Origin of the sequence: Parazoarcus communis (genome assembly GCF_003111645.1) — a bacterium.
GTDB lineage: Bacteria > Pseudomonadota > Gammaproteobacteria > Burkholderiales > Rhodocyclaceae > Parazoarcus > Parazoarcus communis_A.
In genome coordinates this window covers 2,159,548-2,183,055 of the sequence record NZ_CP022187.1, presented here as the reverse complement: position 1 = coordinate 2,183,055, position 23,508 = coordinate 2,159,548, and the positions used below count along the sequence as shown (strand labels likewise).

Below are 23,508 nucleotides of genomic sequence, written 5' to 3'. Positions count from 1 at the left end.
ACTGGGCTTCGCCTTCAGGCCTGCGTCCCGGACAGCGCGACTGTCGCCTCCAGTCCGCCTTCCGGGTGGTTGGCAAGGCTCACCTCGCCGTGCTGGGTGCGCAGCAGGTTGCGTGCAATCGCAAGGCCCAGCCCGGTGCCGCCGGTTTCACGGTTGCGTGAGGATTCCGTGCGGTAGAAGGGCTCGAATACTTTCTCGAGCTCGGCTTCTTCCAGTCCAGGGCCGTGATCGCGGATGCGGATTTCGACATGATCGGGCTGCCCGCTCAGCGTGACATCGACCTGTCCGCCGAACTTCACGCCGTTCTCGATCAGATTCCACAGTGCGCGCCGCAGCGCCGTGACCTGCCCGTTGAAGGGGCGGTCCGCGCGGCCCGTCAGCGTGACTGTCCACCCCATGTCCTGAGCATCGTCGCGCAGTGCTTCGAGCAGGCGGGTCAGATCGATGGGCTGCCTGTCCTTGCTGCCCTCCATGCTGCGGGCGTAGTCCAGTCCTTCCCTGATCAGACTCTGCATCGCATCGAGGTCGGACTGTACCTTTGCGCGCAAGGCATCGTCATCGACCATTTCGGCACGCAGGCGCAGTCGCGTGATCGGGGTCTGCAGATCATGCGAAATCGCAGCCAGGATGCGGGTGCGCTCACGCACGTGTTCGCCGATGCGCTGCTGCATCTGGTTGAAGGCTGCGGCGGCGCTGGCCACTTCCGTCGGTCCGCGAACGTCCATGGGGGCGCGATCGGGATCCTCTCCAAGCGCGCGCGCAGCGTCGGCCATGCGCGACAGCGGTCGGGTTGCAATGCGGACGCTGAACCATGTGAGGAGGCTGACACCCACGATCAGTGCGAGCAGGGCGGAGATCAGCTGTCCCGGGTGCGGGGGGCGCAGGTCGGGTGCAAAGCGAATGCCTGGCATTCGGATGCTGAGTGGCGATCCGTCGCTCAAGCGCAGCGCAATGAAAAGGGATGGGCGCCCTTCGTGTCCGTGTCTGCTGGCAAAGAGAGCGACTTCGCGTTCAGGCATGGCTTCCTTGAGCGCAGGGAGGAGCGGATGTTCGATTGGCAGCGGGGGCAGGTCGTCCGGCAAGGGGCGCAGGCTCAGTCGCAGACGTCTGCGCCCAAGTTGATCCACCCAGCGCTCGCGCTCGTTCTCGGGCATGCGGTCGAGGACATCGGCAGTGGCGGCAACTTCCTGTGCGATGCCATGGAACAGCGCATTGCGACCGACCCGGTCGCGCTCGCCGACAAACAGAATGAAGCTCACTGCGAGCACCAGCGTGATACCGGCGAGCCAGATCAGCATCAGGCGCGAGAACAGGCTCCTGGGCCAGGGCAGTTTCATTGCGGTGCTTTCCCGCGATCGCCCGGGGTGACTTCGCAGGCCAGCACGTAACCTTCATTGCGCACCGTCTTGATGATTGCAGGCTCGCGCGCATTGTCACCGAGGCGCTGACGCAGGCGGCTGATCAGGAGATCGATGGAGCGGTCGAACACCTCGGCTTCGCGCCCCTGGGTGAACTCCATCAACTGGTCGCGTGACAGCACGCGCTGGGGGTGGGCGAGAAAGACGCCAAGCATGCGATATTCGGCACCCGACAATGCGACCACGGTGCCGTCCTCGTCGACGAGGTGGCGATTCACGGTATCGAGTCGCCAGTGGGCAAAACAGAGTTCGCGTGCGCTGGCAGATGCCGTGACTTCGAGATTGGGCGGCAGCGCGCGTGCGCGGCGGAGAATGGCCCGGATGCGCGCATAGAGCTCACGCGGTACAAAGGGCTTGGGCAGATAGTCGTCGGCGCCCATCTCGAGTCCCAGGATGCGGTCCATGTCCTCTCCGCGCGCAGTGAGCATCAGGATCGGGGTGGCCGCATTCGGCCCGTTCCCTGCGCGCAGGTTGCGGCACAGGGTGAGCCCGTCTTCGCCTGGCATCATCACGTCGAGTACGATCAGGTCGATCCTGTGGCTTTCAAGGGCAGCCTTCATCTCGCGCCCGTCTGCAGCCGTCGTGCAGCGCAGGCCCTGCTTCTCAAGGTAGTCTGCGAGCAGTCCGCGGATATCACGGTCGTCGTCAACAATCAGGATATGGTCTTGCTGGTTTGACATTCAGGTTCTCCTCAGCCCGAATCTTAAGCTGCCGCGCCAGCATTCTTGTATCCCAGCGTATCAAGTGCGCCCTCAGAGACATCAGCGTGCAATTCCGCCCGTTCCTGACACTTGTCATTTACATCGCGGTGGTCAAATGAACCCGTCGCCCAATGACAGGAGTTCAATGGGCGGGAGATCAACCGAAAAACTCGAGGAGCATCATCATGAAAACCTGGATCAAGACTTCGATCGCCGCAGCAATCATCGCTACTTCTGCAATTGGCGCTTCGGCCATTGCGCGTGGAGGTGACTGCGATGGCATGGGCATGCGGGACGGCAGGCAGGGCATGCAGCAAATGAGTCCCGAAAAGATGAAGGAACGGATGGCGCAGCGTGGTGAAGTCCAGGCCGCCAAGCTCGAACTGGCGCTGGTGCTGACTCCCGCCCAGAAGCCGGCATGGAATGACTTCAAGGCTGCGATGAAGGACCGTGGCGAGCGCATGGCGTCGCACATGATGGCCCGCAACGCCGAGGATCGCCCGGTCACCGTCCTTGATCGCATGGCGAAAATGGAGGAAGTGAGCAAGCTGCGTCAAACCGAGATGGCCGAGATGCGCAAGGCGGTGGAAGTCTTCTATGCGCAGCTGACCGATGCACAGAAAACCGTCTTCGACGCCGAGTTTGACCGTATGGGAGGCCGCCACGGTGGTGGGCACCACAAGATGGGGTCGGGCAAGGCTGACGGCAGGGGCGCCGGCCGCGACTGAACGTCGCCGGGCTTGAGTGAGGCCCGTGGAAGCACATGAAAAAACCGCCCGGTGCATTTGCACCGGGCGGTTTTTCTTGCGACTGAAACCGGGTGCGGCAAAAACCGCCCCCGAAATCGTTCGACTTAGTGGAACTGCTCTTCTTCGGTGGAGCCCGTCAGTGCGGTCACGCTGGACTTGCCGCCCTGGATGACGGTGGTCACTTCGTCGAAGTAGCCGGTGCCGACTTCCTGCTGGTGCGACACGAAGGTGTAACCACGCTCGCGAGCAGCGAATTCCGGCTCCTGAACCTTCTCGACGTAGGCCGACATGCCGCGTGCGACGTAGTCCTGGGCGAGGTCGAACATGTTGTACCACATGTTGTGAATACCAGCCAAAGTGATGAACTGGTACTTGTAGCCCATGGCGCCGAGTTCGCGCTGGAACTTGGCGATGGTGGCATCGTCCAGGTTCTTCTTCCAGTTGAAGGACGGCGAGCAGTTGTAGGCCAGCATCTTGCCCGGGTGGACCTTATGCACGGCTTCAGCGAACTTGCGGGCAAATTCCAGATCCGGCGTGCCCGTCTCGCACCACACCAGGTCGGCGTAGTGAGCGTAGGCGATGGCGCGGGAGATGGCCTGGTCAAGACCCTTCTTGGTCTTGTAGAAGCCCTCGGCAGTGCGCTCACCGGTCAGGAAGGGCTTGTCGTTCTCGTCGTAGTCGGACGTCAGCAGGTCGGCTGCTTCAGCATCGGTACGAGCGATCACCAGTGTCGGCACGCCATAGACGTCCGCAGCCATACGGGCAGCGATCAGCTTCTGCACGGCTTCCTGGGTCGGGACCAGCACCTTGCCACCCATGTGGCCGCACTTCTTCACGGAAGCCAGCTGATCTTCCCAATGCACGCCAGCAGCGCCGGAGCGGATCATGGCCTTCATCAGTTCGAAGGCGTTCAGCACGCCGCCGAAACCTGCTTCGGCGTCAGCCACGATGGGAGCGTGGTAGTCGATGTAGCCGGCGTCGCCCGGGTTTACACCCTTGGACCACTGGATTTCATCGGCACGGGTGAAGGCGTTGTTGATGCGCTCCACGACTTTCGGCACCGAATCAACCGGGTACAGGGACTGGTCCGGGTACATGGCAGCGTATTCGTTGTTGTCGGCGGCAACCTGCCAGCCGGACAGATAGATCGCCTTGATGCCGGCCTTGACCTGCTGCATGGCCTGACCGCCGGTCAGTGCGCCGAGGCAGTTTACGTAGGGCTCGTTGTTCACCAGGCTCCACAGCTTTTCGGCGCCGCGGCGGGCCAGCGTATTCTCGACCTGGAAGGAACCACGCAGGCGGACGACATCAGCAGCGGTATAGCCGCGCTTGATGCCTTTCCAGCGGGGATTTTCGGCCCAGTCTTTTTCGAGGGCGGCAATTTGCTGTTCGCGAGTCAGGTTCATCATGCTTCCTTGTCTGTTTGATAAGGGGGGACAACCAGGGTTTGCCGGGATCAGGAACCGGCTCAACCGATCGATTTCTGCCAGCGCATATTCGAGGGAGAAATCAGCGCCGGTTGCAAAACAGTATAGGTTGCATTCTGCTTAGCAGCAATAGGTCTTATATAAGACATAAGAAAAAAAGTTATTAAATGAAAACAGTAGTTTGTTTTCAATATTTTGTATCGTGGAACGCGAATCAGGCTGGTGAAATGAAAAGTCGGGCATGTCCTGTTGCGGCGCACAGGACATGCCCGACGATCGAGGGCCTGGAAGTGGTCCGGTATTCAGATCAACGGCGTGGCCGAGACGATCACGCCGTCCTCGTCGGCATAGACATAGTGTCCGGGCGTGAAGGTGACGCCACCGAAGGTCACCGGCAGCTCAGGTTCGCCCGTATTGCGCTTGACGGTCTTGCGCGGATGGGTGCCGAGCGCGAATACGCCCAGATCCATTTCGCCGATGGCTTTCGAGTCACGGATGCAGCCATAGACGAGAATGCCCGCCCAGCCGTTCTTGACGCCGAGCTCGGCGAGCTGATCGCCGACCAGTGCGCAACGCATTGAGCCGCCGCCGTCGACGACCAGCACACGACCATTGCCTTCCGACTCAAGCGTCTTGCGTACAAGCGCGTTGTCCTCGAACAGCTTGAGTGTGCTGATGGCGCCACCGAAGGCGCTGCGGCCACCGAAACTGCGGAACATCGGTGCAACCACGCTGACCTTGTCTTCGTGGGCGTCGCAAAGATCGGCTGTCTGAATAGGCATGAGAACTCCCTGAGTGATTGGATTCGGATCGGGTTCAGGCCGTGATCATAACGGAGGGGCCGTGCCGACGAACACCCGGGCAGGGGCGTAAAAAAGCGCGACCATCCTGGTCGCGCTTTCCTGAGACCACACCCGGAGGATCAGGCGGTTGCAACTTCCGGCTGATCGAACACCAGCTTGACCTTGTCGTCTTCGTCGAGATCGATCGTGACCTTGCCGCCGCTGGCGAGCCGTCCGAACAGGAGCTCGTCCGCCAGTGCCGAGCGGATGGTGTCCTGAATCAGTCGCGCCATCGGCCGCGCACCCATCAGCGGATCGAAACCCTGCTCGGCCAGCCAGGCCTTGAGTTGATCGGTGAAGTGGGCCTCCACCTTCTTCTCGTGCAGTTGGGCTTCGAGCTGCATCAGGAACTTGTCGACAACGCGCAGGATGATCTCGCTGTCGAGCGCCTTGAACGAGATCGTCGCGTCGAGCCGGTTGCGGAACTCGGGCGAGAACATGCGCTTGATGTCGGCGAGTTCGTCGCCTGCTTCGCGCTTGGCGGAGAAACCGATCACCGACTTCTGCATCGTCTCGGCGCCCGCGTTTGTGGTCATGATGATGATCACGTTGCGGAAGTCCGCCTGTCTGCCGTTGTTGTCAGTCAGGGCGCCATGATCCATGACCTGCAGCAGGATGTTGTAGATGTCGGGATGTGCCTTCTCGATCTCGTCGAGCAGGAGCACGCAGTGCGGCTTCTTGGTGATCTGCTCGGTGAGCAGGCCGCCCTGGTCGAAGCCGACGTAACCCGGCGGCGCGCCGATCAGGCGGCTGACCGCGTGACGCTCCATGTACTCCGACATGTCGAAGCGAACCAGGTCGATGCCGAGCGTGTAGGCCAGCTGACGGGCGACCTCGGTCTTGCCCACCCCGGTCGGGCCGGAGAACAGGAAAGAGCCAATGGGCTTCGCCGGATTGCCCAGGCCGGAGCGGGACATCTTGATCGCCTTCGCAAGCGCGTCAATGGCAGCGTTCTGACCGAACACGACGTTCTTGAGATCGCGCTCGAGTGTCTTGAGTGCGGTCTTGTCGTCGTTGGACACCGAGCGCGGCGGAATGCGGGCGATCTTGGCGACCGTTTCCTCGATCTCGTTCTTGCCGACGGTCTTCTTCTGCTTCGACTTGGGCAGAATGCGCTGTGCGGCGCCGGCCTCGTCGATGACGTCGATCGCCTTGTCCGGGAGGTGACGGTCATTGATGTACTTGGCCGACAGCTCCGCTGCGCTGGCAAGGGCCGATGCCGAGTACTTGATGCCGTGGTGCTCCTCGAAGCGTGACTTAAGCCCCTTGAGGATCTCCACCGTTTCGGCCACCGAGGGTTCCACCACGTCCACTTTCTGGAAGCGCCGCGACAGGGCGTGATCCTTCTCGAAGATCTGACGGAACTCGTTGTAGGTGGTCGCGCCGATGCACTTCAGCTGTCCGGAGGACAGCGCCGGCTTGAGCAGGTTGGAGGCGTCGAGCGTGCCGCCCGATGCCGCGCCTGCACCGATCAGTGTATGGATCTCGTCGATGAACAGGACGGCATCCTTGTTTTCTACCAACTGCTTGAGCACCGCCTTGAGGCGCTGCTCGAAGTCGCCGCGGTACTTGGTGCCCGCGAGCAGGGCGCCCATGTCCAGCGAGAAGACCTGCGCGTTCTCGAGGATCTCGGGCACGCGTCCTTCCACGATGCGATGAGCGAGACCTTCGGCGATGGCGGTCTTGCCGACACCAGCCTCACCAACCAGCAGCGGGTTGTTCTTGCGCCGACGGCACAGGGTCTGGATGACGCGCTCGACTTCCTTGTCGCGTCCGATGAGCGGATCGATCTTGCCCATCAGAACCTGCTGGTTCAGATTCTGGGTGTAGTTCTCGAGCGCACCACCGGCGGATTTCTCTTCCTGCTCCTGCTCGCCCTGTTCGGGTTCGCTGCGGTTTTGCGGGGATGCACCACCCTGGGGCGTTTTTGCAATGCCGTGAGAGATGAAATTCACCACATCAAGGCGCGAGATGTTCTGCCGCTGGAGGAAATAGACGGCATGAGAATCCTTCTCGCCGAAGATTGCCACCAGGACGTTGGCGCCGGTCACTTCCTTTTTTCCCGACGACTGGACGTGCAGGATGGCGCGCTGAATGACGCGCTGGAAGCCGAGCGTCGGCTGGGTGTCGATCTCGTCACTTCCTTCAACCTTGGGCGTGTGCTCGTTGATGAAGTTGGTCAGTTCCCGACGGAGTTCGTCGGTATTGGCGGCGCAGGCGCGAAGCACCTCGGCGGCAGAGGGGTTGTCGAGCAGTGCGAGCAGCAGGTGCTCCACCGTGATGAACTCATGACGCTTCTGCCGGGCTTCGACAAAGGCCATGTGCAGGCTGACTTCAAGTTCTTGCGCGATCATTCAATTTTCCTCCATCACGCATACCAACGGATGCTGGTGCTGACGAGCATGGGAAACGACCTGTTCCACCTTGGTTGATGCGATGTCCCGTGGAAAAACACCACACACGCCCATGCCCTCTCTGTGGACTTGGAGCATGACCCGCGTGGCGCGTTCGCGGTCCATGGCAAAAAATTTCTGCAGAACTTCGATAACGAAATCCATTGGTGTGAAATCGTCGTTCAGCAGAAGCACCTTGAAGAGCGGGGGCGGACGAGTGCTTGTCCGCTTTGCTTCCAGTACGAATCCGTCTTGTTTCTGAGTGGCCATGCGACTCATTCTAATCAACTCGATGCAGAGTGCAACTGAGCGTTTGCCAGAATATCTGGGGTTGGAAAAAGGGATATCAAGGTCTTCCCTGCGCCGCGTCGTCACATGAATCGCACTGGAATTCAAGCCAGAAACGTGCCATGAAGGGCCGGAAAGTGTGGGATGTTGTTGCGTTGCAGCAGCTCAGTGCCTGCATTTATCCGTTGACGCTATGCGGACAAGTGCGTAAAAACCGAGACGTGTGTTGATCGCGTGTTGCAAGCGTTGAGTCGGTCGTCGGCTTGTCGGTTAATCGACAAAGGCGTCAGGTGAAATGTTCGAATGCCTGATTGACGCGCCGTCCGGGAGGGCCCCGGGCTGTACTAAGTCACTTTGAAGGATTAAGGCAATATGGCAACTGGCACTGTTAAGTGGTTCAACGATTCCAAAGGTTTTGGTTTTATTACGCCTGATGATGGTAGTGACGATCTGTTCGCACACTTCTCCGCCATCACCATGAGCGGTTTCAAGACCCTGAAGGAAGGTGAAAAGGTTTCGTTCGACGTGACCCAGGGTCCCAAGGGCAAGCAGGCTTCGAATATCCAGAGCGCCTGATTATGCTTAGGCTGCGCCCCGGTGGCGCAGCCAAAAGAGAAAGGCCACCCTTGCAGGTGGCCTTTCTCTTTTGGAGCATGTAACGCGCGGCGTCTGACGCCGAACGTAGCAGGCCGTAGCCCGCTGCATCCTTACTTCAGCTTGATTTCCTTGTACGGGACGTGCTTGCGCGCGACCGGGTCGTACTTGTTGAATTCGAGCTTCTGCGGGGTGGTGCGCTTGTTCTTCGACGTGGTGTAGAAATGACCCGTGCCGGCGGTTGATTCCAGCTTGATCTTTTCGCGGATGCCTTTTGCCATGGCGTTCTCCGTTCAGTTCGCGCGGCGCTGGGCCGCAGGGTTAACGCCAGGGCTTAGAGCTTTTCGCCGCGGGCACGAAGTTCGGCAACGACGATGTCGATGCCCTTCTTGTCGATCGTCCGCAGACCGGCATTGGATACGCGCAAGCGGATCCAGCGGTTCTCGGATTCGCTCCAGAACCGACGGTTTTGCAGGTTGGGGAGAAAACGACGCTTGGTTTTGTTATTTGCGTGGGAAACGTTGTTTCCCACCATCGGTGCTTTACCGGTCACTTGGCAGACGCGAGCCATACGATGCTCCAGGGAATTCGGATTGCGAAAACGATGGAGGATAGCGTAAGAGCAGGGGTTAAGGCAAGTGCATTCTCAGTAATTACGTCCTTCGATTGTTGCAGGCGACTACAGCAGTCCGCGTTCGGCAAAAGACAGCGGCCGGCCGTGGGCCGGGACGATGAAATGATCAAGGACCCGGATGTCTACGAGGTCGAGCGCATTGCGCAGCGTGCGGGTCAGCAACTCGTCTGCGGTGCTGGGCTCGGCCGCGCCGGACGGGTGGTTGTGGGCGAGAATCACGGCGGCGGCGTTGTGTTCGAGTGCCAGCTTGACGACCTCGCGCGGGTAGACGCTGGTCTGGGTCAGCGTGCCCCGGAACAGGTCGACGGCTTCGATGAGGCGGTTGCGGGCATCGAGGAGGAGAATGCAGAAGGTTTCATGCGGCAGGTGGCCAAGGTGAAGTTGCAGCCAGTCCCGCACGGCGGTGGGTGAGTCGAACAGGCTGCGTTCGCTCATCTGCTCGGCCAGGGCGCGTCGGGCCAGTTCCATCACCGCCTGCAGTTGGGCATACTTCGCCAGCCCCATGCCGGGAACGGCGGAGAACTCTTCCGCGCTGGCATTGCACAGGCGTGTGAGTGAGCCGAAGCGGGACAGCAGATTGCGCGCGAGGTCGACGGCGGTCTGTCCGCGGATGCCGACGCGCAGAAACAGGGCGAGCAGTTCCGAGTCGGTAAGGGCGTGCGCGCCGCTACCAAGCAGCTTTTCTCGAGGACGTTCGCATTCGGGCCAGTCGGTGATTGCCATGGCGATCCCGTTTATACCAATGTACTGATAGTTTAACCTGAATGTCATGAATGAACTGCAGGGCAGGAAACTCGTTCTCGGCGTTACCGGAGGCGTCGCGGCCTACAAGGCGGCGGAGCTGGTCCGCCTTCTGGTCAAGGCGGGCGCCGATGTGCACGTGGTACTCACCGAGGGGGGCGCGCGTTTCGTCACGGCCGTGACCTACCAGGCACTGTCGGGCAATCCGGTGTGGACGGATCTGTGGGATGCACGCATGGATAACAACATGGCCCACATCGACCTCAGCCGCGATGCGGACGCAGTGCTGGTCGCGCCTGCCACAGCCGACTGTCTTGCGCGGCTCGCGCAGGGCCGCGCCGACGATCTGTTGACGACCCTGTGCCTTGCGCGCGACATCCCGCTGCTGGTGGCGCCTGCGATGAATCGCCAGATGTGGGAGCATCCCGCGACGCAACGCAACGCGGCAACACTGGCTGGCGATGGGGTGACGATCATCGGGCCGGCTGCAGGTGAGCAGGCGTGCGGCGAGGTCGGGATGGGGCGGATGCTCGAGCCGGAAGAGATCCTGGAGGCGGTGATTGCCTTCTTCACGCCGAAGCGCCTTGCCGGGCGCAAGGTGGTGCTGACGGCGGGCCCGACCTTCGAGGCCGTGGATCCGGTGCGTGCGATCACCAATACCAGTTCGGGCAAGATGGGCTATGCCCTCGCCACGGCGTGTGCGCGGGCCGGCGCCGAGGTGGTGCTGGTGAGTGGCCCGGTTGCGCTGGCTGCGCCTGCCGGAGTGCTTCGGGTCGATGTGCGCAGTGCGCTTGAGATGCGTGCCGCGGTATTTGATGCCTTGCCCGCGGCCGACGTCTTTATCGGCGTGGCGGCAGTGGCGGACTACCGGCCGCTGCAGCCTGCAGAGCACAAGATCAAGAAGTCGGGCGATACAATGCGCATCGAGTTGACGCCCAATCCCGACATTCTCGCTGAGGTGGCGTCACGTCCCGATGCGCCGTTCTGTGTCGGTTTTGCGGCTGAAAGCCGTGATCTAGATGCCTACGCCGAAGGCAAGCGCAAGAACAAGAAGCTGCCGATGCTGGTGGGAAATCTGGTAGCTGACGGCATGGGCGGCGACGACAACACCATCGCTCTCTATGATGAGCGTGGCCGCCATCCGCTGCCGCGCGCGGCCAAGTCGATGCTGGCACAAGAGATTGTCGAACATCTGGCGAATCTGCTCGCACCCGCAGGGCGAGAGCACAACTGACAAGGAAGAGTCATGCAACGCATTGATGTGAAGTTGCTCGATGCCCGCCTCAAGGGCCATCCCCCTGCGTACGCCACCGAGGGTGCGGCCGGGCTTGATCTGCGTGCCTGCCTCGACGCGCCGATCCTGCTGCATCCGGGCGAAACGACGCTGGTGCCCAGTGGCCTTGCCATTCACCTCGCCGATCCCGGGCTCGCAGCGATGGTGCTGCCGCGTTCGGGTCTCGGGCACAAGCATGGCATCGTGCTGGGCAACCTTGTGGGTCTGATCGACTCCGACTACCAGGGGCAGATTTTCGTCTCCGTGTGGAACCGGGGCCGCGACGTGTTCACCATTCAGCCGATGGAGCGCATCGCGCAACTGGTGGTCGTGCCCGTGGTGCAGGTGGGCTTCAACGTCGTTGACGATTTTGCGTCCAGTGAGCGCGGGGCGGGTGGTTTCGGCAGTACCGGAAAGCATTGAGCAGGCATGACGCATCCAGGTATTCCAACCGGTGTGCATGTGCTGTGCGAGACAGCGGGCCGCATCCTGCTGATGCGACGCTCGGGCACCGGTTTCTTTGACGGCCAGTACAGTCTCCCCGGCGGACATGTCGAGCCCGGTGAGTCCGTGCATCAGGCGGCAGTGCGTGAAATGCGCGAGGAAACCGGATTGCGTCTGCGTGAGGCAGACCTCCAGTTCCTCGGTGTCGTGCACCGCCTGTCCGACACCAACCGCATTGATTTCTTCATGCTCGCCCGCGACTGGACGGGGGATCCCGTCATCTGCGAGCCGACAAAGTGCGGCCACCTGGCGTGGTTTGATCGCGACGCCTTGCCCGAACCTGTCGTGCCTTACGTCCTGGCCGCGCTCGGTGCCGGCACGGGGCCGTGGGTGATGGAGCTGGGCTGGGCTGCCGAGGGCTGAATGCCCCGTGTGGTACATGCTTGATGTATTAGCGAGTTCTGATAGTCTTTCCTGTCCAAACACAAGAACAGGCGGGAGACGATGATGAGTCACTGGAAATATGCGGTAATTTCGAGCTTGCTGGCGCTGTGCGTGTCGTCTGCAGCCCGGGCGGCGGATTTTCCCGAGGTCGACCTTGCGCGCGCGGAAGAGATCAACATGGGGCGCTGCTTTCTTTGCCACGGGGTAGAAGGCGAGAGCACAACCGCGCTGTATCCGCGCCTGGCCGGGCAGCACTATCAGTACATCGCCAAGCAGCTGGCCGACTTCAAGGCCGGTCGGCGTCAGAGCGACACCATGGTGAACATGGCGGCCGACCTCGCTCCTGAGGAGATGCTGGCCCTCGGTGTCTATTTCGAGAAGAAGCCGACGCGTGCGCAGGACGTGCAGGATGGCGAACTGGCGGCGATCGGTCGTTTCATCTTCCTCCGCGGAAACGAGTATTCAGGCGTGGCCGCCTGTGCGTCCTGCCATGGAGAGCGGGGGCTTGGAACGTCGCAACTGCCCAGGCTCGCGGGGCAGGTGCCGCAGTACATCGAAAGACAGCTGCGCTCGTTCAATACGCGCAACCGCACCAACGACAACGCGGTGATGCATTCGATTGCCTCCAGGCTGACCGAGCTTGAGATCAGGTCTGTTGCGCTCTACATCAGTTCCTTGAACTGAGTCGGCAGGGCAAAAAAGGAAGGGGCCGTCCGGGCCCCTTCGTCATGCACGCATCAGGTATGACGCAGCTGCGCTGGGCTCAGGTCAGCATGTCAGCCCAGATGTTCTGTGCCCAGGCATGGGCGAACTTGCCCTCGATCTCATTTGCCGCAACCGACACGCCGCCCGCACCCGAAACCGGCATCGGCTGCTTTTTCACGTCGTCGTACTGGTGCACCGACGCGACGTGCACGGCGTTCTTTTCGTCGACAAAGCTGTAGCAGGTGTTCATGACCACCGGAGTGGGGTTCGGTGCCTGTCCGGCGAGCAGGTTGATGATGGCGGCCGCCACGACCTTGGCCTGCTGATTGGCCATGTGCCCCGACTTCGGCATTGTCGGCGCCGGGAACAGCGCATCGCCGATGACATGAACCCCTGGCACACCACGGGCTTCGTAGCCGAGCCACTCGACATCAACCCAGCGGTCGTTGATCAGCGGCAGACCCGACTGCGTGGCGATGTTGCCCGCACGCATCGGGGGGATGACGTTGAGCACGTCGGCCTTGACCTTTTCGAAGTCGAGTTCGGCGGTGCGCGTGGCTGCATTCACGCTGCGCAACTCGTTGTTGGGCATGTACTCGATCATGCCCTTGTAGCCCTCGAAGGCCTTGGTGAAGAGGGCCTTCTTCGACTGGATCTCACCGTTTGAGTCGAGCACGAGCACCTTGGATTTCGGCTTTTCCTTGCGCAGATAATTGGCCACCATGCAGGCGCGCTCGTAGGGTCCGGGCGGGCAACGGTAGGGGGCCTTGGGGATGTGCATGGCGAAAACGCCGCCATCCTTCATGTCCTGCAGTTGCTGGCGCAGCACGACCGTCTGCGGACCGGCCTTCCAGGCATGCGGGATGCGCTCTTCATTGCCGGCGAGGCCGCCGATGCGCTCGGACATGAAGTCGATGCCGGGCGAGAGGACGACACGGTCGTATGCGATGACGCCGTTGCGTGCGGTACTGATGGTACGTTTGCTCGCATCGAGCGCGAGCACTTCATCGGTGATGACCTTCACACCCCAGCGCGTGCGCAGATTGTCATAGCTGATGGTGATGTCGGCCATGTTCTTCAGTCCGCCGATGACGAGGTTCGACATCGGGCAGGAAACGAACTCGGTGTTGCGCTCGATCAGCGTGACACTGACCCGGCCTTCGCTCCACATGCGAAGATACTTGGCGACCGTGGCGCCGCCATAGCCGCCGCCCACCACCACCACATGTCCGCCCGAAGCGCGTGCCATGCCCGCACAGCCGGCAAGTCCAAGCAGGGTGGAGCCGGCACCGAGCACGCCGGCTGATTTCAGGAAATCGCGTCTGTTCTGCATTGTTTTCTCCCCCGGTTCTTACTTCATCGCTGCGTAGTACGCGGCGATCATGTCGAGTTGCTCGTCGGTGTAACCCTTTGAGATCTGGTGCATGATCGAGGCCGGTTTTGCGCCAGAGCGGAAGTCGGCGAGTTTCTGCAGGAGCTTTTCCTTGGGCTCGCCCGCGAGGCTTTCCATGCCTCCGAGGCTCTTGCCGCTGGTGCCGTGGCAGTTGGCGCAGGTTGCAGCCAGGTTGCGCGCCAGATTGGGATCCTGGTCTTTCGCATGCGCGAGCCCGGCGAGGCTCGCCAGGCACAGCGTGGTGAGTGCGAGTTTGGCGTTCACGTCTTCCTCCTCTTGATTTCTTGATGTGTGCGAACGCCATCGACCGGCACTGCGGCCGCGTGCGGGCGCGTGTCTTGCGCTCGAAAGGCACTTCGCAAAATCAGTATATCCCAGCTGTTTTGCATTCAAAGCACCCTTTTTCGCGCATTCCTTTGGAATTTTCCGGCGAGATGATTTTTGCGCAATGCACAAATATTAGTAGTTGACCATATACGTGTATGGTTATAGATTGATTCAATCAGTGCATAAGGCCGGGCGCGTCATGAACGAGTTGAACAAGGTCTTCGAAAGCGTGGCTGAGTACTTTGGACTGCTGGCGGAGCCCACTCGACTCAAGATTCTTCACTGTCTGTGCAGTGAGGAGCGTGCGGTCAATGAGGTCGTGGAGGCGATCGGGCTGACGCAGGCAAATGCCTCGCGCCACCTGAATCTGCTGTATCGCGCCGGGGTGCTGGATCGTCGTCGGGATGGCGCTCAGGTCATCTACCGGATCGTCGATCCGAACTTCGCCGATCTGTGTCGCACGGTGTGCGTGAGCATCGCCTCGCGTGGCGACATGTCGGCACCACAGCGTGAGGAGTTGCTCAGGCTCGAGCAGGATCTCGGCGCCGGGCATTGAACGATGCGCAACATCAAAATACGAGTGATCGAATGCAGAGGGGGAGCATAGGCATGGATAACAGTGAGTTCCGGCTCGGTCGGGTGAGACCCGCGCCAGAAAACTTCCTGACCGACGAGGACATTCAGTCGGTAAAGGAGGGGCGGCGTGACTTCTTGCGCAAGGCGTTCATCGGCGCCAGCGCAGCGATGATGGCGCCTGCCGTGGCGCGCGCGGCAGGCGAGGGGGATCCGGCGATCCTGAATCTGCCGCCGTGGTCCACAAGCCTCGGGCTGCCGGTGGCAGCAAACCCCTATGGCCTGCCGTCGAAGTACGAGCGCGGTCTGGTGCGGCGCGAGAGCCCGGGCCTGACCCGCGTCGGTGGTTCATCGGTCGCCTTCACGCCGCTGCAGGGCCTGTTCGGAATCATTACCCCGTCAGGGCTGCATTTTGAGCGTCACCATCAGGGCTGGCACGACATCGATCCGTCAAAGCACCGCTTGATGATCAACGGGCTGGTGAAGTCCAGTTCGGTGTTCACCATGGACGACATCATGCGCTTGCCGTCGGTGTCGAGGGTTCATTTCATCGAGTGTGGAGCGAACACCGGCATGGAGTGGGGCAATGTCGCGGTGCCGACGGTGCAGTACAGCCATGGCATGCTGTCCTGTTCGGAGTTTACCGGTGTGCCGCTGAAGGCCATTCTCGACATGTGCGGCGCCGACTACAAGAAGGGGCGCTTCATCCTCGCCGAGGGGGCCGACGGCTCATCGATGACCCGCACCATTCCGATGGAGCTGGTCGAGTCGGGCGAGGTGCTGGTGGCCTACGGCATGAACGGCGAAATGCTGCGCCCGGAGAACGGCTACCCCCTGCGTCTGGTGGTGCCCGGCGTGCAGGGCGTGAGCTGGGTCAAGTGGCTGCGCCGCATCGAAGTGGGTGACATGCCCTGGGCGACAAAGGACGAGGCGGTGCACTACATGGACCTGATGCCCGACGGCCAGCACCGGCAATACACCTCGGTGCAGGAGTGCAAGTCCGTCATCACGACGCCTTCCGGCGGTCAGCTTCTGCTCGACAAGGGCTTCTACAACATTTCGGGCATGGCATGGTCCGGCCGCGGCAAGGTTACCCGCGTCGACGTGTCGACCGATGGTGGCATCAACTGGCGCCAGGCACGCCTGGAGACGCCGGTGCTGTCGAAGGCGGTGACCCGCTTCAACATCGACTGGGTGTGGGACGGCAAACCCGCCATCCTGCAATCGCGCGCGGTAGACGAAACCGGCTTCGTGCAGCCGGGCTACGGGCAGCTGCGCGCTGCACGCGGCACCAAGTCCATCTATCACAACAATGCCATCCAGTCGTGGAAAGTGGTTGAATCGGGGGAGGTGAGCAATGTCCAGGTTCTCTAAGACTTTGTCAGTGCTCGTCGTTGTCGCTGCGACCGCAGGGCTGGTCGCGCCTGCTGCGGCCTTCGATCGTTATCAGGGCATTGGCCGCGCAGCGACGCCAGCAGAGCTCAAGGCGTGGGATATCGATGTCCGCCCCGACTTCACCGGCTTGCCGAAGGGCAAGGGCACGGTTGATCAGGGCATCGAGGTGTGGGAAGCGCACTGCGCCAGTTGCCATGGGGCGTTCGGCGAGTCGAACGAGGTGTTCACGCCGCTCGTGGGCGGAACGACGCGCGATGACATCAAGACGGGGCACGTAAAGTCGCTCGTTACCGGGTCGTTTCCGCAACGCACCACGCTGATGAAGGTGCCCACGGTATCGACGCTGTTCGATTACATTCAGCGGGCGATGCCCTGGACCGCACCAAAGTCGCTCAAGCCCGACGAGGTGTACGCGGTTGTGGCCTACCTGCTCAACCTTGCCGAAGTGGTGCCGGCAGACTTTGAGCTCAGTGACCAGAACATCGCCGAGGTTCAGCAGCGCATGCCCAATCGCAACGGGATGACGACCGATCACGGGATGTGGCCGGGCGCGTCGGCGGCCAAGGGCGGAATCGGAAACGGTGGCAAGCCGGACACGAAGAACGTTGCCTGCATGAAGGACTGCAAGAAAGAGGTGCAGGTCGTGTCGTCACTGCCTGAATATGCGCAGGACGCGCACGGCAACCTTGCCGAGCAGAATCGTTCCGTGGGTCAGACCCGTGGCAAGCCGACCGGTGAGCCGAGTGCAGCCGCCGAGGCAGCCGCGCCTTCTGCAGCGGCGGCAGCGCTGGCGCTGGCCAACGAGAAGGGATGCATGGCATGCCACGGCGTCGCAAACAAGATTGTGGGCCCGGCCTATGTCGAAATTGCGGCAAAATACAAAGATCAGGACGACGCTGGCGCGAAGCTGATGGCCAAGGTCAAGGCGGGCGGTCAGGGTGTCTGGGGGGCGGTGCCAATGCCGCCGCAAGGCCACGTGAAGGACGAGGAAATCAAACAGCTCGTCCAGTGGATTCTGGAGGGCGCGAAAGCGCAGTAATAAATCAATGAGGAGAGACGGGATGAACAATCAACGCAGGGAGACCCTGAAGGCGGGCGGCGGTCTGGGCGTGCTCGGTCTGCTGGCTGCGGCCGGTCTGATCAAGCCCGAACTTGCCGAGGCTGCCTGGAACAAGAGCGCTTTCGATGCCAAGACGCTTGATACTGCAATGTCGGCCATGGGTGCGGGCAAGCCGGTGGAAAGCGCCGATGTCCAGATCACCGCGCCCGATATCGCAGAGAACGGCGCCGTGGTGCCGGTCGGGGTGGTGAGCAACCTTCCCAATACCGAGCAGATCTCGATCATGATCGAGAAGAATCCGAACATGCTGGCTGCGACTTTCGATATTCCGGCAGGTACGCTTCCCGATGTCCAGACCCGGGTCAAGATGGGGCAGACGTCGGATGTGTACGCGGTGGTCAAGGCCGACGGCAAATACTACATGGCCAAGAAAGAAATCAAGGTCACGCTCGGCGGCTGTGGCGGCTGAGCACGGTCACGAAATCAAGGAGATATATCGATGGCAAATCCGATGCGTATTCGCGCAGCAGCCAAGGAAGGCGTGACTGAAGTACGCGTGCTGATGTCGCACGTCATGGAAACCGGCCAGCGCAAGGACTCGTCCGGCGCGGTGATTCCGGCACACTTCATCACCGAACTGACTGCCAAGCACAACGACAAGGTGGTGCTCTCGGCCCAGTTCGGCGCCTCGGTGTCCACCAACCCCTATCTGGCGTTCAAGTTCAACGGCGGGGCCAAGGGTGACAAGGTCGCGGTGAGCTGGGTGGACAACAAGGGCGACAGCCGCACTGACGAAGTGCAGATTTCCTGATCGTTCGCCTGGGGCCGCGCGCGGTGTGCGGACCCAGGCAGCGCCGGCGATCACGCCGGTGCGCCCACAAGCAGGGGTCTTAACGAAAGGTCCCAGGAGGAGAGACGATGAGAAAACAATTCATGTTCACCGCGCTCGGCGCTGCAGTGATGCTGACCAGCCCGCTGGCGTCGGCGAACGAGGAGCTGAACTTCGACGCCTATCGTGAAATGCTCGCCGACGGTAATCCGGCCGAGCTTTACGAAATGGAGGGCGAAGAGCTCTGGCGCACCGCACGCGGGCCCAAGAACGCGACGCTCGAGCAATGTAACCTTGGCCTCGGACCGGGTGTGGTCGAGGGCGCCGCGGCGCAGTTGCCGCGCTACTTCGATGACACCGGCAAGGTGCAGGATCTCGAGTCGCGGCTGATGCACTGCATGGAGACCCAGCAGGGCATCCCTTCGGCCGAGATCATCAATGGCAAGTTCCTGAAGGATGAGCGGGGCAAGCTTGCAGCGCTGGTGGCCTACGTGGTCACGCACTCGAAGGGCAAGCCGATCGCGGTCGACCTGTCGCATCCCAAGATGAAGGCGATGTACGACATGGGCGAGCGTGCCTTCTTCTACCGCACCGGTTCGATGGATTTTGCCTGCTCCACCTGCCACAGCCAGGACGACAAGCGCATCCGTGCGACGTCGCTGCCCAACATCACCAAGCCCGAGGGCGCAGCGGCGGGCTGGGGCTCGTGGCCGGCCTACCGTGTGTCCAATTCGCAGTTCTGGACCATGCAGCACCGCCTGTGGGACTGCTTCCGCCAGCAACGCACGGCCGAGCCGGTGTTCGCTTCGGATGTGACGATTGCCCTGTCGGTGTTCATGGCAGGCAAGGGCAACGGTGCCGCGGCCCAGTGGCCCGGTGTGAAGCGCTAAGGAGGACATGACATGAAGAAACTGATCTGTGCGCTCCCGCTCGTGCTTGCCGCATCCTTCGCCCACGCCGACGAGATTCAAGGCAAGGTCGAGCAGATGATGGTGAGCTCGTTCAAGGCCAGCGGCATCGCTTCACTCGATCGCCAGAAGCAGGATGCGATCCAGAAGGCCTGCTCCAGCCTGACGCCGCTCGACGCGGAGACCATGAAGCGGCTCGAAGCTGCCGAGATGAAGACAATCAAGTGGCCGTCCGACGGAAACTACACGGGCGGTGACTGGAAGACAGGGCAGAAGATCGCCGCCAGTGGTCGTGGTCTCACGTGGACCGACAAGACCCCCGACAACAACGGTGGTGGCTGCTACAACTGTCACGCGATGGACCCGAATGAGGTGTCCGAAGGCACCATCGGCGTCAGTCTCGAGGGCTACGCCAAAATACGCGGCAACTCGGAAGAGATCGTCAAGTACACCTGGGGCAAGCTGTGGAACTCCAAGGCCTACAACGCGTGCAGCGACATGCCGCGCAACGGCTACGGCGGCATCCTCACTGAAGAGCAGATTCGCCACGTAATGGCCTATCTGTTCGATCCGGCCTCACCGGTCAACCAGTAAGTACCGGTCACGAGTGGTACGGAGCAGGGCCCGCGGCCTCGGCCCCGGGCCTTTTTTTATCTCGAGCAAGGCGTGCGCCCGGGCCTGCGCGGTCGGCTCGAACCCTCTCAAAGGAATCATCCATGTCGATGAATCGCCGTGAATTTCTCCAGCTACTGGCCATCGCCTCGGCTGGTGGCATGACCCTGCACAGCGATATTGCACGCGCCGAAGCGGCTGCAGAGAAGCTCTACGAACTGCCGAAGTTCGGCAACGTCAGCCTCCTGCACATGACCGACTGTCATGCGCAGCTGATGCCGATCTACTTCCGCGAACCCAACGTCAACCTGGGCGTCGGCGACATGCTCGGCAAGCCGCCGCATGTGGTGGGCGAAGGCTTTCTCAAGGCCTTCGGTGTCAAGCCGGGTGGTGCGGAGGCGCATGCCTTCACCTATCTGAACTTCGTCGAAGCCGCGAGGAACTACGGCAAGGTGGGCGGATTCGCGCATCTGTCCACCTTGGTCAAGAAGATGAAAGCCAGCCGTCCCGGTGCGTTGCTGCTCGATGGCGGCGACACCTGGCAGGGTTCGGGTACGGCCTTGTGGACCAATGCGCAGGACATGGTCGATGCCTGCAAGCTGCTCGGTGTGGATGTGATGACCCTGCACTGGGAATCCACCTATGGTGCCGACCGGGTCAAGGAAATCGAGGAGAAGGACTTCGCCGGCAAGATCGACATCGTGGCGCAGAACGTGCGCACCACAGACTTCGAAGACCCGGTGTTCAAGCCCTATGTGATCAAGAACATCAACGGCATCCCGGTGGCGATTGTCGGTCAGGCCTTCCCCTACACGCCGATCGCGAATCCGCGCTGGATGACGCCGAACTGGAGTTTCGGCATCCAGGAGCAGGGCATGCAGGAAGCCGTCGATGCCGCCCGCGCAGAAGGCGCACAGGTCGTCGTCGTGCTTTCGCACAATGGCATGGACGTGGACCTCAAGCTCGCTGGCAGGGTAACGGGCATCGATGCGATCTTCGGCGGACATACGCACGATGGCATGCCGGCGCCGACCGTGGTGACCAACCCCGGTGGCAAGACCCTGGTGACCAATGCGGGCTCCAACGGCAAGTTCCTCGGTGTGATGGATTTCGACGTACGGGGCGGCAAGGTTGTGGATTTCCGCTACAAGCTGCTTCCCGTGTTCGCGAACATGCTGCCCGCGGACAAGGAGATGGCCGACTTCATCGACAAGGTGCGTGCCCCCTTCATCGAGAAGCTCTCCGAAAAGCTGGCGGTGACCGAAGGCATGCTCTATCGCCGGGGCAATTTCAACGGTTCCTGGGATCAGTTGCTGGTCGATGCGCTGATCGCGGAGAAAGACGCCGAAATCGCGTTTTCGCCCGGTTTCCGCTGGGGCACCTCGCTGCTGCCGGGCGACACCATCACCATGGAGCACCTGCTCGACCAGACCGCGATCACCTATCCGTGGACGACGGTGACCGACATGAGCGGCGAGATGATCAAGACCGTGCTCGAAGACGTGGCCGACAATCTGTTCAACCCCGATCCCTACTATCAGCAAGGGGGCGACATGGTGCGCGTCGGCGGCCTGCAGTACAGCTGCGACCCGAACGCGGGCATGGGCAAGCGCATCGACAACATGATGCTCAAGGGTAAGCGCATCGAGCCCGGCAAGACCTACAAGGTGGCGGGCTGGGCGCCGGTGTCGGAGGCCGCGAAGGATTCCGGGCCTGCGGTATGGGATGTGGTGGCCAACTACCTGCGGGCGCAGAAGGTCATCTCGCAGCGTCCGCTGAACCTGCCCTCGCTCAAGGGCATGGACGGCAATCCGGGCGTGGCGGTCTGAGCTTCGGGACGACGGGCGGCGCGCGGCCGTCCGTCGGTTTGTGGCAAGCGGAGCATTACGGCGATTGAGCTGAATCCGGTGCTGGGCAGGGCTACGCGCCTGCCCAGCACGGCCATGCTCACTCAGTGTCTGATGCTGGTGCCTGTCCTGCCTGCGCCGGGTAGAGATTGCAGAAGCGCAACTCCTGCGGGTAGGGGAAGAAGTCCTCCACATGGCCGCTGCGAATGCTGTCCTGTGCCTTGCGCCAGAAGTCCGGCGCCAGCAGGTCGCGGTGATGCTTCAGAAAGGCCTTGCGAATGCGAGGGGTGCCGAGCAGGAAGGTGGCGAACTCTTCCGGGAATACATCCATGGGGGCGGTCGAGTACCAGGGCTCGGCCGCCATCTCCATTTCCTCATAGGGGGCTGGCGGGATGGCGCGGAAGTTCATGTCCGTCATGTACTCGATCTCGTCGTAATCGTAGAAGACCACGCGACCGTAGCGGGTGACGCCGAAGTTCTTCCACAGCATGTCGCCCGGGAAGATGTTGGCGATCGCCATCTCGCGAATCGCGTTGCCGTACTCGCGCACCGCGTGTTCCACGCCCTCGTCGCTGGCATGCTCGAGATGGATGTTGAGCGGGGTCATCCGGCGTTCGATGTAAAGGTGCTTGATGACCACCGAGTCGCCATCGAGTTCGAACGAGGTCGGTGCCAGACGACTCAGCTCTTCGAGCAGGTCCGGATGGAAGCGCGACAGCGGCAGTGCGGCGTAGGAAAACTCCAGCGTGTCGGCCATGCGCCCGACCCGGTCGACATGCTTGACCATCAGGTACTTGCGCTTGACGGTGGCGCGGTCCATGTTCTTCGACGCCCCGAATACGTCCTTGATGATCTTGAACACGTAAGGGTAGGACGGCAGCGTAAACACCAGCATCACCAGGCCGCGAATGCCCGGCGCGATGCTGAACTGGTCGTTCGAGTGGCGCAGGTGCGAGACCAGATCGCGGAAGAACATCGTCTTGCCCTGCTTGCCGAGGCCAAGCATGGTGTAGATCTCGCTGCGCGGCTTGTTGGGCATGATCGAGCGCAGAAACTGGACGTAACCCGAGGGCACTTCCATTTCGACCATGAAGTAGGCGCGCGACAGCGAAAAAAGCACCGAGATGCGCCACGGATCGAGCAGCAGGGTGTCGATGAAAAGCTTTCCCGACGGCGTGTGGCGCACCGCCAGCGTGAACGGGTATTCCTGATAGCCGTTGATGGCCTTACCGATGATGTAGGCCGTCTTGTTGCGATAGAAGGCCGAGTACAGGACCTGGATCTGGCAGTTGACCTCCATCTCGGGCCAGGACGCCAGATGCGCTTGCGTGGTGCGCACGATGAAGTCGACATCGCGTTCGAGATCCTCGAACGGGCGCTGCCAGTCGAAGTCTTCGATGATGTTCTTTACTGTGGCGCGCAGTCCGGCTTCCTGTGGGTAGTAGCTGGAGTACACCGGTGGGTAGGAGTCGATGTATTCGGTCGAACTTGCGGGCCGCGCGAAGATGTAATCGTTGTTGAAGTAGGTGCGATGCAGGATCTTGCAGCACACCGAGTTGAAAAAGGTTTCGGCGAGCTCGGGCTGCTTGTGCCGGATCAGCATGCCGATGAAGTGGAGTTTGACCTGCTGCCAGGTGGTGTCGTCCAGCGAGTCGGCGTCGAACTCTCCATGCAGGCGGGCAACGGTTTCGTTCACCCGGTCGTCGTAAAACTGCACGCGCTCGCGCACCGCGTCGAGCTGTGCCTGCCATTCGCCCGACTCGAAGTACTCTTTTGCGCGTCGGGACGTGTCGCGAAAGATCCGGTAGTGCTTGTTGAAGCCTTCGATCAGCGTCTGCGCAATCGCCTGCGCAACCGGATTCTCTCCCATGGGTGCATCCATCCTCTCGCTCCTCCGTCAGGACTTGTTTG

26 protein-coding genes are annotated in these 23,508 nt (G+C 61.5%); 14 read left to right on the top strand and 12 right to left on the bottom strand.

From position 1 onward, the window contains the following. Positions 1-14 precede the first annotated feature (14 nt). Entirely contained in the window at positions 15-1,337 is a 1,323-nt protein-coding gene (locus tag CEW83_RS09930) for an ATP-binding protein (protein ID WP_108949196.1), read from the bottom strand. After that, the gene (locus tag CEW83_RS09925) at positions 1,334-2,098 is read right to left on the bottom strand and encodes a response regulator (RefSeq protein ID WP_108949195.1); all 765 of its coding nucleotides are present in this window, start codon (positions 2,096-2,098) and stop codon (positions 1,334-1,336) included. The genes CEW83_RS09930 and CEW83_RS09925 overlap by 4 nt, the downstream gene beginning before the upstream one ends. Before the next feature lie 206 nt (positions 2,099-2,304). Here CEW83_RS09925 and CEW83_RS09920 point away from each other — a divergent pair, with 206 nt between their 5' ends. Then, a complete protein-coding gene (locus CEW83_RS09920) occupies positions 2,305-2,847 on the top strand; it encodes a Spy/CpxP family protein refolding chaperone (RefSeq protein ID WP_108949194.1) in 543 nt (180 codons plus the stop codon). Positions 2,848-2,972: 125 nt separating this feature from the next. On the opposite strand, the gene aceA is transcribed toward CEW83_RS09920, so the two are convergent. From aceA to clpS, 4 genes are all read right to left on the bottom strand, one after another. Continuing rightward, the gene (aceA, locus tag CEW83_RS09915) at positions 2,973-4,274 is read right to left on the bottom strand and encodes an isocitrate lyase (RefSeq protein ID WP_108951324.1); all 1,302 of its coding nucleotides are present in this window, start codon (positions 4,272-4,274) and stop codon (positions 2,973-2,975) included. 323 nt (positions 4,275-4,597) lie between these two features. Then, positions 4,598-5,077, bottom strand: a complete 480-nt coding sequence (gene rraA / locus CEW83_RS09910; RefSeq protein WP_108949193.1) for a ribonuclease E activity regulator RraA — start codon at positions 5,075-5,077, stop codon at positions 4,598-4,600. A 140-nt stretch (positions 5,078-5,217) separates the two neighbouring features. Next, a complete protein-coding gene (clpA, locus tag CEW83_RS09905) occupies positions 5,218-7,491 on the bottom strand; it encodes an ATP-dependent Clp protease ATP-binding subunit ClpA (protein ID WP_108949192.1) in 2,274 nt (757 codons plus the stop codon). Continuing rightward, on the bottom strand, positions 7,492-7,800 hold the full coding sequence (gene clpS, locus CEW83_RS09900; RefSeq protein WP_108949191.1) for an ATP-dependent Clp protease adapter ClpS: 309 nt from the start codon (positions 7,798-7,800) through the stop codon (positions 7,492-7,494). A gap of 390 nt (positions 7,801-8,190) precedes the next feature. Here clpS and CEW83_RS09895 point away from each other — a divergent pair, with 390 nt between their 5' ends. Then, positions 8,191-8,394 carry a cold-shock protein gene (locus tag CEW83_RS09895; RefSeq protein WP_108949190.1) on the top strand — a complete coding sequence of 68 codons (204 nt, stop codon included), beginning with the start codon at positions 8,191-8,193 and terminating at the stop codon, positions 8,392-8,394. A 131-nt stretch (positions 8,395-8,525) separates the two neighbouring features. Here the strand turns inward: CEW83_RS09895 and rpmG are convergent, their stop codons facing one another. From rpmG to radC, 3 genes are all read right to left on the bottom strand, one after another. Further along, positions 8,526-8,693 carry a 50S ribosomal protein L33 gene (gene rpmG, locus CEW83_RS09890; protein ID WP_108949189.1) on the bottom strand — a complete coding sequence of 56 codons (168 nt, stop codon included), beginning with the start codon at positions 8,691-8,693 and terminating at the stop codon, positions 8,526-8,528. A gap of 53 nt (positions 8,694-8,746) precedes the next feature. Next, a complete protein-coding gene (rpmB, locus tag CEW83_RS09885; RefSeq protein WP_108949188.1) occupies positions 8,747-8,983 on the bottom strand; it encodes a 50S ribosomal protein L28 in 237 nt (78 codons plus the stop codon). Between the two features lie 108 nt (positions 8,984-9,091). After that, a complete protein-coding gene (gene radC / locus CEW83_RS09880) occupies positions 9,092-9,769 on the bottom strand; it encodes a RadC family protein (RefSeq protein ID WP_108949187.1) in 678 nt (225 codons plus the stop codon). A gap of 46 nt (positions 9,770-9,815) precedes the next feature. On the opposite strand from radC, the gene coaBC reads away from it, so the two are divergent. From coaBC to CEW83_RS09860, 4 genes are all read left to right on the top strand, one after another. Continuing rightward, the gene (coaBC, locus tag CEW83_RS09875) at positions 9,816-11,021 is read left to right on the top strand and encodes a bifunctional phosphopantothenoylcysteine decarboxylase/phosphopantothenate--cysteine ligase CoaBC (RefSeq protein WP_108949186.1); all 1,206 of its coding nucleotides are present in this window, start codon (positions 9,816-9,818) and stop codon (positions 11,019-11,021) included. Between the two features lie 12 nt (positions 11,022-11,033). Then, positions 11,034-11,483, top strand: coding sequence for a dUTP diphosphatase (gene dut / locus CEW83_RS09870; RefSeq protein WP_108949185.1), 450 nt, complete (start codon positions 11,034-11,036; stop codon positions 11,481-11,483). A gap of 6 nt (positions 11,484-11,489) precedes the next feature. Beyond that, the gene (locus CEW83_RS09865) at positions 11,490-11,927 is read left to right on the top strand and encodes an NUDIX hydrolase (RefSeq protein ID WP_108949184.1); all 438 of its coding nucleotides are present in this window, start codon (positions 11,490-11,492) and stop codon (positions 11,925-11,927) included. A gap of 84 nt (positions 11,928-12,011) precedes the next feature. Further along, positions 12,012-12,632 carry a c-type cytochrome gene (locus tag CEW83_RS09860; protein WP_332871108.1) on the top strand — a complete coding sequence of 207 codons (621 nt, stop codon included), beginning with the start codon at positions 12,012-12,014 and terminating at the stop codon, positions 12,630-12,632. 79 nt (positions 12,633-12,711) lie between these two features. Here the strand turns inward: CEW83_RS09860 and CEW83_RS09855 are convergent, their stop codons facing one another. After that, entirely contained in the window at positions 12,712-13,986 is a 1,275-nt protein-coding gene (locus CEW83_RS09855; protein ID WP_108949182.1) for an FCSD flavin-binding domain-containing protein, read from the bottom strand. 18 nt (positions 13,987-14,004) lie between these two features. Further along, a complete protein-coding gene (locus CEW83_RS09850; RefSeq protein ID WP_108949181.1) occupies positions 14,005-14,310 on the bottom strand; it encodes a c-type cytochrome in 306 nt (101 codons plus the stop codon). Positions 14,311-14,572: 262 nt separating this feature from the next. On the opposite strand from CEW83_RS09850, the gene CEW83_RS09845 reads away from it, so the two are divergent. From CEW83_RS09845 to soxB, 8 genes are all read left to right on the top strand, one after another. Continuing rightward, positions 14,573-14,929 (top strand): ArsR/SmtB family transcription factor, encoded by a 357-nt coding sequence (locus tag CEW83_RS09845; protein WP_108949180.1) that lies wholly within the window; start codon positions 14,573-14,575, stop codon positions 14,927-14,929. A gap of 53 nt (positions 14,930-14,982) precedes the next feature. Continuing rightward, complete coding sequence (soxC, locus tag CEW83_RS09840) at positions 14,983-16,320, top strand: sulfite dehydrogenase (RefSeq protein WP_108949179.1); 1,338 nt, start codon at positions 14,983-14,985, stop codon at positions 16,318-16,320. Further along, a complete protein-coding gene (locus tag CEW83_RS09835) occupies positions 16,304-17,380 on the top strand; it encodes a c-type cytochrome (RefSeq protein ID WP_108949178.1) in 1,077 nt (358 codons plus the stop codon). Before soxC ends, CEW83_RS09835 begins: the two co-directional genes overlap by 17 nt. Positions 17,381-17,402: 22 nt before the next feature. Continuing rightward, complete coding sequence (gene soxY, locus CEW83_RS09830) at positions 17,403-17,870, top strand: thiosulfate oxidation carrier protein SoxY (protein ID WP_108949177.1); 468 nt, start codon at positions 17,403-17,405, stop codon at positions 17,868-17,870. A 30-nt stretch (positions 17,871-17,900) separates the two neighbouring features. Then, complete coding sequence (soxZ, locus tag CEW83_RS09825) at positions 17,901-18,212, top strand: thiosulfate oxidation carrier complex protein SoxZ (RefSeq protein ID WP_199915261.1); 312 nt, start codon at positions 17,901-17,903, stop codon at positions 18,210-18,212. Positions 18,213-18,319: 107 nt separating this feature from the next. Beyond that, a complete protein-coding gene (gene soxA / locus CEW83_RS09820) occupies positions 18,320-19,120 on the top strand; it encodes a sulfur oxidation c-type cytochrome SoxA (RefSeq protein WP_108949176.1) in 801 nt (266 codons plus the stop codon). 12 nt (positions 19,121-19,132) lie between these two features. Then, complete coding sequence (gene soxX, locus CEW83_RS09815) at positions 19,133-19,732, top strand: sulfur oxidation c-type cytochrome SoxX (RefSeq protein WP_108949175.1); 600 nt, start codon at positions 19,133-19,135, stop codon at positions 19,730-19,732. A gap of 122 nt (positions 19,733-19,854) precedes the next feature. Beyond that, the gene (soxB, locus tag CEW83_RS09810) at positions 19,855-21,579 is read left to right on the top strand and encodes a thiosulfohydrolase SoxB (RefSeq protein WP_108949174.1); all 1,725 of its coding nucleotides are present in this window, start codon (positions 19,855-19,857) and stop codon (positions 21,577-21,579) included. Between the two features lie 118 nt (positions 21,580-21,697). Here soxB and aceK read toward each other — a convergent pair whose 3' ends face one another. Next, complete coding sequence (aceK, locus tag CEW83_RS09805) at positions 21,698-23,479, bottom strand: bifunctional isocitrate dehydrogenase kinase/phosphatase (protein WP_108949173.1); 1,782 nt, start codon at positions 23,477-23,479, stop codon at positions 21,698-21,700. Between the last annotated feature and the right edge of the window lie 29 nt (positions 23,480-23,508).

Coding starts and splice junctions, on each gene's coding strand:
- CEW83_RS09930 (WP_108949196.1), bottom strand. CDS start 1,337: ATGAAACTGCCCTGGCCCAGGAGCCTGTTCTCGCGCCTGATGCTGATC.
- CEW83_RS09925 (WP_108949195.1), bottom strand. CDS start 2,098: ATGTCAAACCAGCAAGACCATATCCTGATTGTTGACGACGACCGTGAT.
- CEW83_RS09920 (WP_108949194.1), top strand. CDS start 2,305: ATGAAAACCTGGATCAAGACTTCGATCGCCGCAGCAATCATCGCTACT.
- aceA (WP_108951324.1), bottom strand. CDS start 4,274: ATGAACCTGACTCGCGAACAGCAAATTGCCGCCCTCGAAAAAGACTGG.
- rraA (WP_108949193.1), bottom strand. CDS start 5,077: ATGCCTATTCAGACAGCCGATCTTTGCGACGCCCACGAAGACAAGGTC.
- clpA (WP_108949192.1), bottom strand. CDS start 7,491: ATGATCGCGCAAGAACTTGAAGTCAGCCTGCACATGGCCTTTGTCGAA.
- clpS (WP_108949191.1), bottom strand. CDS start 7,800: ATGGCCACTCAGAAACAAGACGGATTCGTACTGGAAGCAAAGCGGACA.
- CEW83_RS09895 (WP_108949190.1), top strand. CDS start 8,191: ATGGCAACTGGCACTGTTAAGTGGTTCAACGATTCCAAAGGTTTTGGT.
- rpmG (WP_108949189.1), bottom strand. CDS start 8,693: ATGGCAAAAGGCATCCGCGAAAAGATCAAGCTGGAATCAACCGCCGGC.
- rpmB (WP_108949188.1), bottom strand. CDS start 8,983: ATGGCTCGCGTCTGCCAAGTGACCGGTAAAGCACCGATGGTGGGAAAC.
- radC (WP_108949187.1), bottom strand. CDS start 9,769: ATGGCAATCACCGACTGGCCCGAATGCGAACGTCCTCGAGAAAAGCTG.
- coaBC (WP_108949186.1), top strand. CDS start 9,816: ATGAATGAACTGCAGGGCAGGAAACTCGTTCTCGGCGTTACCGGAGGC.
- dut (WP_108949185.1), top strand. CDS start 11,034: ATGCAACGCATTGATGTGAAGTTGCTCGATGCCCGCCTCAAGGGCCAT.
- CEW83_RS09865 (WP_108949184.1), top strand. CDS start 11,490: ATGACGCATCCAGGTATTCCAACCGGTGTGCATGTGCTGTGCGAGACA.
- CEW83_RS09860 (WP_332871108.1), top strand. CDS start 12,012: ATGAGTCACTGGAAATATGCGGTAATTTCGAGCTTGCTGGCGCTGTGC.
- CEW83_RS09855 (WP_108949182.1), bottom strand. CDS start 13,986: ATGCAGAACAGACGCGATTTCCTGAAATCAGCCGGCGTGCTCGGTGCC.
- CEW83_RS09845 (WP_108949180.1), top strand. CDS start 14,573: ATGAACGAGTTGAACAAGGTCTTCGAAAGCGTGGCTGAGTACTTTGGA.
- soxC (WP_108949179.1), top strand. CDS start 14,983: ATGGATAACAGTGAGTTCCGGCTCGGTCGGGTGAGACCCGCGCCAGAA.
- CEW83_RS09835 (WP_108949178.1), top strand. CDS start 16,304: ATGTCCAGGTTCTCTAAGACTTTGTCAGTGCTCGTCGTTGTCGCTGCG.
- soxY (WP_108949177.1), top strand. CDS start 17,403: ATGAACAATCAACGCAGGGAGACCCTGAAGGCGGGCGGCGGTCTGGGC.
- soxZ (WP_199915261.1), top strand. CDS start 17,901: ATGGCAAATCCGATGCGTATTCGCGCAGCAGCCAAGGAAGGCGTGACT.
- soxA (WP_108949176.1), top strand. CDS start 18,320: ATGAGAAAACAATTCATGTTCACCGCGCTCGGCGCTGCAGTGATGCTG.
- soxX (WP_108949175.1), top strand. CDS start 19,133: ATGAAGAAACTGATCTGTGCGCTCCCGCTCGTGCTTGCCGCATCCTTC.
- soxB (WP_108949174.1), top strand. CDS start 19,855: ATGTCGATGAATCGCCGTGAATTTCTCCAGCTACTGGCCATCGCCTCG.
- aceK (WP_108949173.1), bottom strand. CDS start 23,479: ATGGATGCACCCATGGGAGAGAATCCGGTTGCGCAGGCGATTGCGCAG.